The 11,353-nt window shown below is 35.1% G+C and carries 10 protein-coding genes; all 10 read left to right on the forward strand.

Features of this window, described 5'->3' with window-relative positions; all coding sequences use genetic code 11:
* Positions 1-90: 90 nt before the first annotated feature.
* The 10 genes from ACH2CJ_RS17730 (at position 91) to ACH2CJ_RS17775 (ending at position 11,212) form a co-directional block, all read left to right on the forward strand.
* Positions 91-921 (forward strand): MotA/TolQ/ExbB proton channel family protein, encoded by an 831-nt coding sequence (locus ACH2CJ_RS17730; protein ID WP_394994706.1) that lies wholly within the window; start codon positions 91-93, stop codon positions 919-921.
* Positions 922-1,025: 104 nt separating this feature from the next.
* Positions 1,026-1,628 (forward strand): biopolymer transporter ExbD, encoded by a 603-nt coding sequence (locus ACH2CJ_RS17735; protein ID WP_394994709.1) that lies wholly within the window; start codon positions 1,026-1,028, stop codon positions 1,626-1,628.
* A gap of 62 nt (positions 1,629-1,690) precedes the next feature.
* Entirely contained in the window at positions 1,691-2,242 is a 552-nt protein-coding gene (locus ACH2CJ_RS17740; protein ID WP_394994711.1) for a biopolymer transporter ExbD, read from the forward strand.
* Between the two features lie 87 nt (positions 2,243-2,329).
* On the forward strand, positions 2,330-3,151 hold the full coding sequence (locus ACH2CJ_RS17745; RefSeq protein WP_394994713.1) for an energy transducer TonB: 822 nt from the start codon (positions 2,330-2,332) through the stop codon (positions 3,149-3,151).
* Complete coding sequence (locus ACH2CJ_RS17750; protein ID WP_394994714.1) at positions 3,151-3,378, forward strand: hypothetical protein; 228 nt, start codon at positions 3,151-3,153, stop codon at positions 3,376-3,378. The genes ACH2CJ_RS17745 and ACH2CJ_RS17750 overlap by 1 nt, the downstream gene beginning before the upstream one ends.
* A 184-nt stretch (positions 3,379-3,562) precedes the next feature.
* Entirely contained in the window at positions 3,563-4,471 is a 909-nt protein-coding gene (locus ACH2CJ_RS17755; protein ID WP_394994716.1) for a PstS family phosphate ABC transporter substrate-binding protein, read from the forward strand.
* Positions 4,472-4,693: 222 nt separating this feature from the next.
* Positions 4,694-6,430, forward strand: a complete 1,737-nt coding sequence (locus ACH2CJ_RS17760) for a tetratricopeptide repeat protein (protein ID WP_394994718.1) — start codon at positions 4,694-4,696, stop codon at positions 6,428-6,430.
* Positions 6,431-6,633: 203 nt separating this feature from the next.
* The gene (locus ACH2CJ_RS17765; RefSeq protein WP_394994720.1) at positions 6,634-7,206 is read left to right on the forward strand and encodes an adenylate kinase; all 573 of its coding nucleotides are present in this window, start codon (positions 6,634-6,636) and stop codon (positions 7,204-7,206) included.
* A gap of 97 nt (positions 7,207-7,303) precedes the next feature.
* Positions 7,304-8,287 (forward strand): GTPase ObgE, encoded by a 984-nt coding sequence (obgE, locus tag ACH2CJ_RS17770; RefSeq protein WP_394994721.1) that lies wholly within the window; start codon positions 7,304-7,306, stop codon positions 8,285-8,287.
* A gap of 216 nt (positions 8,288-8,503) precedes the next feature.
* The gene (locus ACH2CJ_RS17775) at positions 8,504-11,212 is read left to right on the forward strand and encodes a sialate O-acetylesterase (RefSeq protein WP_394994723.1); all 2,709 of its coding nucleotides are present in this window, start codon (positions 8,504-8,506) and stop codon (positions 11,210-11,212) included.
* The last annotated feature ends 141 nt before the right edge of the window (positions 11,213-11,353 follow it).

Raw genomic sequence — 11,353 nt, forward strand, 5'->3', positions numbered from 1 at the left:
CAAAATTGTTCGTACTTGTAAAATTTTTCACTTTAATTTACCAAAAAATTAAGTATTTCATTTTTTAAAACCCTAAAATTTTCAAATCTAATGGAAAAAAAGGCAACAGCCCCAGCAGCTAAATCAGCAGCAAATCAATCAGCAGGTGGTGGATTAAACCCAGCTTTTACAATCCCTGTACTTCTAATTATTGCAGTACTTACTTACATGTTTATCTTAGGAGATTCGAGTCACTTCCTTGACGCTGAAAAACACAAACCAAAACCAGGTGATTTCTTTGGTCTAATCCATAGTGGTGGTGTAGTTGTTCCTATTTTAATGACATGTTTCCTTTGTGTATTAGTGTTCTCAATTGAGCGTTTCTTCACAATCAACAAAGCTACAGGAACTGGTAACATCGATGCTTTTGTTCGTAAAGTTCGTTCGTTATTAGATTCGAACAACATTGCAGATGCAATCAAAGAATGTGACAAGCAGAAAGGTTCAGTAGGTAACGTAGTAAAAACGGCTCTTGGAAAATACAGCCTTTTATCAACAGATACTTCAATGGATAAAGAACAAAAATTGGCAGCACTTCAAAAAGAAGTAGAAGAAGCAACTTCATTAGAGCTTCCAATGTTAGAGAAAAACCTTACAATCCTTTCAACATTAGCAACTGTATCAACTTTGATTGCTTTGTTAGGAACTGTATTAGGTATGATTCGTGCGTTCTCGGCTCTTGGAGCAGGTGGTGGTGCTCCAGATGCAGCTGCTTTGGCAACTGGTATCTCTGAGGCCTTGATTAACACAGCCTTAGGAATTGGTACTTCTGCAATCTCAATCATTATGTATAACTTCTTTACATCTAAAATTGATGAATTGACTTACAAAATTGACGAAATCGGAATGAGTATTCAGCAAAATTTTGCTGCTCATAACTAATTTGATTTACGAATGAAGTTTGTTTTTTTAAATATATTATATATTTAGACAACATTCTAAGTTTGTATTCGTTAATTTTATATAACCTAAATAATTTAGAAGTTATGCCAGTAATAAAACCAAAACGAAAAGGTCCTGTCATGGATATGACAGCGATGTGCGATGTGGCATTCTTGTTATTGTCTTTCTTTATCATGACCACTCAATTTAAAGGTCAGGAGTCAGTAACAATTGACACACCTTCGTCAATTTCTCAAACCAAAATTCCAGATAGAGATGTAGCGACTATTAGTATTGACCCTGATGGGAAATACTATTTCGGAGTTACAAACCCTAAAGACCGTGGACAACTCTTTCAAAGAATGGCGGCAAAATATGGCGTTGCCGTAAATAATGGCGATTTAAAGAGCTTTGAGAAGCTATCAGATTTTGGAATTAGTATTGCAGGATTAAAGCAATACTTAAATTTATCACCAGAAGATCAATTAAATGTGAAAATGGCAGGTATTCCAAATGATTCTACAAAAAGTGAATTAGGTGATTGGGTTACAACCTATTTGAAGGAAGTAAATCCTTCTGCTAAATTGGCAATTAGAGGTGATGCTACAACGCGTTATCCCGCTATCAAACAAGTGCTTAACGAACTTGGTAAAAGAGACATAAACAAGTTCCAGTTAATTACAGGTGTTGAAGGAAATCCTAATTGATATTCAATTAAGATTTCTCCTAAGTAAAATTTAGTTCTAAACAATCTAAACATTGTAATACAATGGCAGAAATGGACACCTCCAGTGATAGTGGCAAAGGTGATAAAAAGGTTCGGGCAAAGAAACATTCCGCAAGAGTTGATATGACTCCAATGGTTGATTTAGGCTTCTTACTGATTACATTCTTTGTGTTCACTACCACTTTTAGTAAGCCGAACATGATGAAGTTGAATATGCCTGAGAAACCAAAGGATGATCAACCACCAGAAACGGCTGATATTAAAGAATCGAATACAATTACGATTCTTATGGGTAAAGATAATCGTATTTTTTATCATCAAAAGTCGTCAAAAAATTTGACTCCCGAATTGTTGATAGAAAGTGATTATTCTAAAGATGGTATTCGTACGGCTATTTTGAAAGGCAGAGTAAATGCGATTTCTCCTGATAAATTTACCGTAGTTATTAAGCCAACAGATGATGCTAACTACAAGAATACGGTTGATATTTTGGATGAAATGTCAATTACAAAATCGGAACTTTATGCAATTGTTGACCCTTCAAAAGAAGAGTTAGCAGTGTATGAACAAAAATTGGCACTTCCAAAAAAATAATAAAGCGTACTCATTAATTATTGCCTTTGCTAGAATATAAAAGTTCATCAATACAATAATTACTAAATGTTTTAAATTAAACTAATTATGGACCCTAAAAATAATGTCGATGTTACCTTAGATGACATGGTCTTTGAAACCCGTAATAGGGCGTATGGAGCTTATGATCTAAGAAAAGCGTACAAAAAGACGATAAATCGATCTCTTTTGTATGGTTCTATTGCATTTTTGGCGGCTGTGGGTGCTCCAATGCTTTATGCTTCAATTCAACCAAAAGTACAAAAAGAAATTGCAGTTGAAATTGATTTAACTAAGCTAAAGGAGGAAAAACTGGATGAAAAACCATTGATTCCACCACCACCACCACCACCGGAAGTAAAACCACCAGAAGTGGCAACAATCAAATTCTTACCTCCTGAGCCTAAGCCAGATGAAGAGGTTAAGAACGAAGAGCCACCACCAAGGGTTGAAGAATTGGAAAAAGTAGTTATCTCAAATGTTACTAAAGAAGGTGTTGAATCTGATGAAGTAGCTGCTGCTCCACCACCAGTAGAAGCACCAAAAGCTGTTGAGATTGAGCAACCAAGAGAAGATGAAATCTTTACTACGGTTGAGCAAAATCCTGAGTTTCCTGGTGGTATAAAGGAAATGTATGGTTTTATTGGTAAAAATCTTAAATACCCGTCGGCTGCCCAACGAGCCAACGTTTCAGGGAAAGTATTTGCTAAATTTGTTGTTGAAAAAGACGGAAGTTTAGGTGATGTTCAAATCTTGAAAGGTATCGGTTTTGGTTGCGATGAAGAAGCACAACGTGTTTTGAAATCAATGCCAAAATGGAATCCAGGTAAGCAAAATGGTCGTAACGTACGTGTATTCTTTACGATGCCAATTTCATTCGTACTTGAATAATGTTACAAAAGCGTAAACCTCAGGGATACAGTCAAGTGACTCCTTATGTAATGGCAGCCACAGCCGTAGCGTATATAGTAATGGGCGTTTTTGTTATCAAAAGGAAATGGTTATTAGTTCCTTTGACCGATATTATGGCTTATGCAATGGGTATTTTAGTTATTGCTTATGGTTTATTTAGAGGTTGGAGAGCATATCGTGCCTTAACAGATTCATCTCAAGATTGATTGAAAAAATTATATTAAAAATGCCACTTTCGAAAACGAAGTGGCATTTTTTATTAAAGTATTTGCAACTTTTTATTAAATATTTTTGTTTATATATTTAGAAAACAATCTAAATAATATTGAGAAATACATTTTTTGAAAAAGAAAATCTTAATGGTTCAACTTTAACTTTATAAAAATTTCAATGAAAAAAATATTTTTTTTAATTTTTATCTCGTTGTCTTTATGGCAATGTACTACCTCAGAAAAGCAAGACTTACCAAATGCAGGTGAAATAATAATTGCTGCCGATGAGTCGTTGCAACCAATAGTTGATGCCGAGATTATGTCATATAATGCACATTATCCCAAAGCAAAGCTGCATGTTGTTTATGTACCCGAACAAAAAGCAATGGCACTGATGATGAGCGATTCGGCAAATATTGCTATCGTAACTCGTGAGGCAACTGCTAATGAAAAAGAAGTTTATACAACTAATAATATTCCGTATTTACCTGCAAAAATGGCTCTTGATGGGGTTGCATTAATTACAAATCTAAGTAGCGACATTAAACAATTGACTGTTAATGAATTAAAAGCAATGTTTGAAGGGACAAGTCGTGCCAACATTAAATTAGTATTTGATAATAGCAGTTCGAGTAATTTGAATTATATGATTCAACGTTTAGGAATTAAAGATGTGAAGAAAGCAAATATTTTTGCTGCCAATGGCAATAAAGATGTGATAGATTATATCAAGAAAAATACTAATGCAGTGGGAATTATTGGTGGGAACTGGATTAGCGACATAGATGACTCGAAAAGTCAAAATTTTATTAATAGTGTTAGCGTTGTTGGTATTTCCAACTTAGATAAACCAACTGCTAATGATTTTTACACACCAACAACTGCATCATTGAAAGCAAGAAAATACCCTTTTGAGCGAAAAGTAATACTTCACACAAAAAAGGGATATGGACTAACAAGTGCCTTTATTCGCTTTTGTTGTGCTTATATTGGTCAATTAGTTGTAGAAAAATCAGGATTATTGCCTTATTACGTTTATGATAGGGAAATTATTCTGGAAAAGAAACCTATTGGAAAATTGCAATAAGAATTATTTGAAGATAGCAATAAAATGAATGATTTTTCATAATTAACGAATCATTAACACTTACTTTGATAACTTTCCAAATAAAAATTTGTCAAAGGTTTAAATAGCAAAAGAATAAAAAGTGGGTATTATGAAAATATTTTTTTTAACTAAACGACATTTTATTTAACTTTGCTAACTTTTTTTATCAAAAGCATCTGTAAACCTAACTTTTAGAGTGAAATGAACAAGATTTTGAAATCTTTGTCGGTATCAGCGGTAGCGGTACTGGCGTTATCGTTCCAAACAATGGCACAAACTGTGCAGGACGGACTGAAAAATTTGGATGCTGAGCGATACAACGCTGCGGGTACAATTTTCAAACAATTAGTAGCAACTGCTCCAGTAGCAGAAAACTACTTCTATCAGGGGTATTATTACCTAAACTTGCAAGATGGGCAGATGGATTTGGCACAAGCTAAAGAATCGTTTGCTAAAGGAGCAGCACTTGATGCTAAAAGACCAGATCCGCTTAATCGTGTGGGTTTAGCAACGATTAAGTTATTATCAGGAGATAAGGCTGGTGCAAAAGCTGATTTTGATTTAATCAAGAAAGACACAAAAAACAAGAATGCTGATGTTATGTTTCGTATAGGTGAAGCTTATGCACTTTCGGAAAAAATCAATGATCCTGCCGAGGCTGTTTTAAATATTCAAGCAGGTTTAGATTTACTGAAAGTAAAGAATAATCCTGATTATTATATTGGAATAGCAAATGCTTATTTGCTTAAAAATGATGGTGGCCCAGCTATGACTGCCTTAGAAAATGCACTTTCAATGGGGCAGAAAACAGCCAAAATTCGTACATTGATGGGTAAAGTGTGGTATCAAGGAAAGAATTATCCAAGAGCTCAAACTGAATTTGCAGAGGCCATTAAAGCAGATGCTGACTATGCTCCAGCGTATTATTATTTGAGTAATTTATTTACAACTTTCGGTAAATATGAATTTGCAGCCAAAAATGCAAAACTTTATTTAGAAAAAAGTGAGGCAACTGATGCTTCAAAACTAAAATATGTGAAATTGGCTGTTGCTATAAAAGATTATGACGGTGCAATGACTGTATTAAATCAAATATTTGATGCTTTGAAAGACCCAATCAAATATCGTTTGAAAGGTTATATTCAGGTAGAAAAAAGTGAGTGTGCAGAAGCTGTAAAGAATATTCAGGAATTCTTGAATAAAGCAGAGAAAGATCGTCATTTGGCTTCAGATTATGGAATGCTCGGACGTGCCTATGCTTGTATTAAAGATGAAGCAGGAAAGAAAATGAATGATTCGTTGGGTATTGCAAACATGGAGAGAGCTATCGAATTGGGTGATACTTTAACTATTACCATGAATGATATTGCAAATATTTACAAAACGAGCAAAAACTGGACTAAGTTAGCTACCTCTTTTGAGAAAATTATTGCAAGCTCTAAAAGACCAACTGCCGCTGATTATTATAATTTAGCTGACGCTTATATGAAGTCGAAAGATTATATTAAAGCTGATACTGCTTTGAGCAAAACGATTGAATTGTACAAAGATACATGGTTAATTCCTTACATAATTAAGGCACGTGCAAAGCAGTATGCTAATCCTGCAGATACTACTTTTATGGCTGCACCACTTTATGAAAAATACCTTTTATTAGTGCCAGAAGCAGAAAAGGCTAAAGATAATACCAAACGTTATTTGGCAGAGGCGTATGGTTATTTGGGTATGAAAGCACTCTTGATAAACAAAGATACTGTGAAAGCAACAGAGTATATGAATCAGGTTTTGAAATATGACCCTACTAACACAAAAGCTCAACAAGTATTGCAGAGTATTACAGGTGGAACACCCCCTCCTACAGGTACAACACCCCCTCCAAATAATAATCAACCCAATGGTAGTGGTGGTGCTGGAGGGCAAGGGCAACCTCGAAATTAGAAGATAATAAGTCAATTGTATTTAACAAAAACGCCTTTTTCGAACGAATTAGGCGTTTTTGTTTGCCTTAAAATAAAATTATTTGTCCGAAAAGGTGTAATTGCTAAATTTTGCTTTTATTTTTGCCTTTTATCGTCCAAATTCCAAAAGGAGTAAATCCTATTATTTAAAGCCACAAGCCAAGTAGCGAACAGCTAATTTCTATGTTTAATCTCGTAATATTCGGACCACCAGGTGCTGGAAAAGGTACACAGTCAGCAAAAATTATTGATAATTACAAATTAGCCCATATCTCAACGGGCGATATGTTTAGGATGCACATTAGCCAAGATACGGCTTTAGGCAAACGAGTAAAGCAAATTTTAGCAGATGGTTTGCTTGTGCCTGATTCTATAACTATTGATATGCTTGAAGAAGAAGTACAAAGAAACCCCAATGCAACAGGTTTTATTTTTGATGGATTTCCTCGTACTGTAACACAAGCAGAAGCCTTAGATAAATTTTTGGAAGAAAAAAATGAAAAAATAGATTTAGTTTTGCAATTAGATGTTACTGAATCCGAAATCAAAAACCGTATTGCTGAACGTAAAAAAGTAGGCGGCCGGGCAGATGATGATGAAGATAAACTAATCAAACGAATTGATGAATATTTTAGCAAAACGATTCATGTGTTGCCATATTATCAAAATCAAGAAAAAGTAGTTAAAATTAATGGCATAGGACAGGTCGAGACTATATTCGGCATGATTTGTGCAGCAATTGATATAGCGAAATAAAGAGCTGATTTATGAGCAACCGTCGCAACGGTGATGAGTTAGGGAACAAAATTAAATTTACCAAACTCAATTTTTTACTCATAATCAAAACAAAAAAATGACTTCAAATTTTATAGATTACGTAAAGATTAATTGCATTTCAGGCAATGGTGGGGCAGGAGCAAGGCATTTTCGGAGAGAAAAACATGTACCAAACGGTGGCCCTGATGGTGGTGATGGTGGTAGAGGCGGGCATATAGTTTTACGTGGAAACTCGCAATATTGGACGCTTTTACATTTAAAATACCAAAAGCATATAAAAGCCCCGCATGGCGTGGCAGGAGAAGGTGGTAAACGCTCTGGGCGACAAGGAATTGACCATATTATTGATGTACCACTCGGAACAATTGCAAAAGATTCTGAAACAGGCGAAATAATAGGCGAAGTAACTGCAGATGAACAGAAAATTATTTTGCTGCCAGGTGGACGTGGAGGTTTGGGAAATTGTCATTTTACAAATTCAACCAATCAAGCTCCTGAATATGCACAACCTGGTGAATCAGGAATTGAATCTTGGATAATATTAGAATTAAAAGTTTTGGCAGATGTGGGGCTTGTGGGCTTCCCAAATGCTGGAAAATCAACACTGCTTTCCGCTGTGTCAGCTGCAAAACCAGAAATTGCTGACTACCCTTTTACAACCCTTGCACCTAACCTTGGCGTAGTTGCCTATCGTGACTTTAGATCTTTCGTAATGGCTGATATTCCTGGCATTATTGAAGGAGCCTCCGAAGGCAAAGGTCTCGGGCTACGCTTCCTTAGACACATCGAACGAAACTCAATTTTGCTGTTTGTAGTTTCTGCAGATTCTGAAAATCCCATGAAGGAGTACAAAACCCTATTGAAAGAATTAAAACGTTTTAACCCTGAGTTATTAGACAAAAAAAGAGTATTAGGCATCTCAAAACTTGATTTAGTAGATGAAAAGCAGGTCAAGAAAATTGCCAAGAAGATTCCTGAAGATTTACCACACGTGTTTTTTTCGGCAGCAACCAGCGAAGGGATTGATGAAGTAAAAGATATAATTTGGCAAAACTTGTAACATCTTGTCCATATTTTTCAGTAAAACTTTAATTATTAGCAATTTGCTTTTAACTAAAATGACTATTTCCTATTGGCTATTTTTATTAATTTAGCAATTACGTTATCACGCAATACAACAGTTTCTCTGATTGCTTTCATAGCGTTTTCTATAAAAATTACATACAACTTATAATAGAGAGAGTTTCTTTACTATTTTACAATTAGATTTTACGCCATGAGAAGAACTTTTTTAAGTTTACTATTCTTGGTGCATGCGACTGTTTTTGCACAAGTTACAATTACATTTCCTGTAAATAGAGCGATTTTTCAGCGAAATCAATCCAATACAGGCGTGATTCCTCTTGGAGGAACATTCCAAGCAAAAGTAGATAGAATTGACGCTCGACTTACACCGATTAACGGAGGAAATTTTGTTAATTGGACACCAGTTGCGATTAACCCAAATTTTGGAACTTTTACAGGTGGAATATATGCCCAAGCAGGTTGGTATAAATTAGAAATTAGAGCTTTTCGTGGTGAAAGTATGATAGGGACAGCCACTTTAGAGAAAGTTGGGGTTGGAGAGGTTTTGGTTATTTCAGGTCAGTCCAATGCACAAGGCTATAATGATAAAGGAAATCCAGCTGCTGCTGATGACAGAGTCAACTGTATCACCAATTATTATTCTTATGACAACACCGAGCCTCCTTTTCCTGTTATTTCACAGTTAACGGCTAATGTCAAAATTGCCCCATTAGGGAATGGCTCTTGGTGTTGGGGGCGATTAGGCGATTTACTTGTCCAAAAACTAAATGTACCAATTCTTTTTATCAATACTGCATATGAAGCAATGGGAATTGAAGATTGGAGCAGAAGTGCTGATGGCGAACGAGGCTTCAATTATTATACAGGGAATTATGAAAGACCAGGTTATCCATTTGAAAATCTCAAAAAATCACTACATTATTATGCAAATATGTTTGGTGTCCGTACTGTTTTGTGGCATCAAGGAGAAACTGATAATGATAAAAAAACAGTAACTCCAAAATATAAAGATGCCTTAGAATATATTATCAGAAGAAGTCGTAATGAAACAGGTAAGAACATAAGTTGGATGGTTAGTCGAGTTTCTCGTGTGAAAGCAGGTACTTATCAGCCAGTGATAGATGGTCAAAATTTAGTTATTCAAAGTGTTCCTAATGTCTTTGAAGGTCCAGAAACTGATGCCATTACCGATCGACCAGATGGTGTACATTTTGATGGGAATAGTTTAATTCAATTGGCTGAGATTTGGAATAATAAATTAGATTTAAATTTCTTTGCTAAATCAAACCCATTACCGGCATCATTTCCACTATTTTTTTACCTAAACTGTAATGTTTATGATAAGGATAAACCACTTCGAATATTAATGCCCGATGGATTCAAATCGTATTATTGGACAAATGGCTTTGGTGATTTGGTAAATTCGGCATTGATTGAAACAGGTACAGGTTATTATAGAGGTCGAGCTATTGACTATTTAGGTAACGTATATTATACACCCGCAGTTAACTATTCTTCACTTGCTATCCCTGAAAAACCTAATCTTTCGATTGATGGTTCGACAAGTTTTTGTCAAGGGGGAAGTGTTAGAATTACTTCATCAACAAATCTGGATATTACTTGGAGTAATGGCGACCATAATCAATCAATTGTGGTAAATCAACCAGGCAATTATTCAGTAAGTCAATATAATTTTTTAGGGTGTTTCTCAGTGTCAAATGAGGTAAAAGTTTCAATTCTTCCTAAGCCAGAAGTCAATGTTTTTGCTGATGGAGCTACCACTTTCTGTTCAGATAAATCTGTAAATATCCGTTCAAATATATCAAATGGTAATATTTGGAGTAATGGTGAAAAACAGCAGACAATAACCGTTACTAGAAGTGGAGAATACTTTGTAACTGCCAAAAATGAGTTTGGTTGCGAAAATACTTCTTCAAAAATTAATGTTACTGTAAATCCAATGCCTGAAAAACCAACGGTTAGTGCAGACGGACCAATAGCGTTTTGTGCAGATAAGTCAGTCAAATTAGCTTCAAGTGTTACAAAAGATATTGCTTGGAATACAGGAGAAAAGACAAATAATTTGATTATATCAAAAACGGGTGAATATTTTGTAACAGCTAAAAATGAATTTGGATGTCAAAATACATCAAATATTGTATCTGTTAAAGTAAATCCATTACCTCCAAAACCAACTATCACGGCAAGTGGACCAACAACTTTTTGTGATGGCGAAAGTGTAACACTCACGGCTACGCCAAACCAAGCATATCAATGGAGCAATGCCACGACTGCCAACAATCAAACGATTAAATCTTCAGGTTTGTTTTCTGTAAAAGTAATTGACCAAAATAGGTGTGTTTCTCCACCTTCTGATGAAACACCTATCATTGTAAAACCTGCTCCATTGGGAATAGATATTTTGCAATCAGGAACATATACGCTCGAATCAGTTACTAGTGGATTGTATGATCTCAAATATGAATGGTCGAAAGATGGTACCATATTACCCAATGATATTTTTTACATAAAGGCTAAAGAAACAGGAAGCTATACCGTAAGAGGTTCTGTTTTGTATCAGTTGGGTGGAGGTAAAACTTTGCGATGTTTTTCTACTCCTTCAACCCCATACCAATTTATTATTGACCCTTCTAACAAAGGGCTGAGCATTTTTCCGAACCCAGTTCCGAAAGGTATCATCAATATCGAAACATTGGAAGACCACGAAAATGCTTTAGTTAGTTTTTATGATTTGAGAGGTATTTTGATGAGAGAATATGTAGTTCCAAAATTTGATACACGAAAAACTTTCGATCTAAAGGATATGCAACGAGGTACATTTTTGATAGGAGTTAAAGCCAAAGATTTTAATGTTATTAAGCGGGTTTTTATTGAATAATAAATTTACGGTGAGCAATTTTGACAAATAATAACATGTTTGTATTTTAAAACCGTACACAAAATTGTATAGCTGATAAAAGGTGATTAATTTTAAAATGTCCTGACTTTATCCATCTCAAACCAATCTGAAAAAGGCTGA

This window comes from Emticicia sp., from assembly GCF_043780375.1.
GTDB lineage: Bacteria > Bacteroidota > Bacteroidia > Cytophagales > Spirosomataceae > Emticicia.

Excerpts from the sequence above, each read along its gene's own strand:
- ACH2CJ_RS17730 (WP_394994706.1), top strand. The coding sequence starts at position 91 with ATGGAAAAAAAGGCAACAGCCCCAGCAGCTAAATCAGCAGCAAATCAA.
- ACH2CJ_RS17735 (WP_394994709.1), top strand. The coding sequence starts at position 1,026 with ATGCCAGTAATAAAACCAAAACGAAAAGGTCCTGTCATGGATATGACA.
- ACH2CJ_RS17740 (WP_394994711.1), top strand. The coding sequence starts at position 1,691 with ATGGCAGAAATGGACACCTCCAGTGATAGTGGCAAAGGTGATAAAAAG.
- ACH2CJ_RS17745 (WP_394994713.1), top strand. The coding sequence starts at position 2,330 with ATGGACCCTAAAAATAATGTCGATGTTACCTTAGATGACATGGTCTTT.
- ACH2CJ_RS17750 (WP_394994714.1), top strand. The coding sequence starts at position 3,151 with ATGTTACAAAAGCGTAAACCTCAGGGATACAGTCAAGTGACTCCTTAT.
- ACH2CJ_RS17755 (WP_394994716.1), top strand. The coding sequence starts at position 3,563 with ATGAAAAAAATATTTTTTTTAATTTTTATCTCGTTGTCTTTATGGCAA.
- ACH2CJ_RS17760 (WP_394994718.1), top strand. The coding sequence starts at position 4,694 with ATGAACAAGATTTTGAAATCTTTGTCGGTATCAGCGGTAGCGGTACTG.
- ACH2CJ_RS17765 (WP_394994720.1), top strand. The coding sequence starts at position 6,634 with ATGTTTAATCTCGTAATATTCGGACCACCAGGTGCTGGAAAAGGTACA.
- obgE (WP_394994721.1), top strand. The coding sequence starts at position 7,304 with ATGACTTCAAATTTTATAGATTACGTAAAGATTAATTGCATTTCAGGC.
- ACH2CJ_RS17775 (WP_394994723.1), top strand. The coding sequence starts at position 8,504 with ATGAGAAGAACTTTTTTAAGTTTACTATTCTTGGTGCATGCGACTGTT.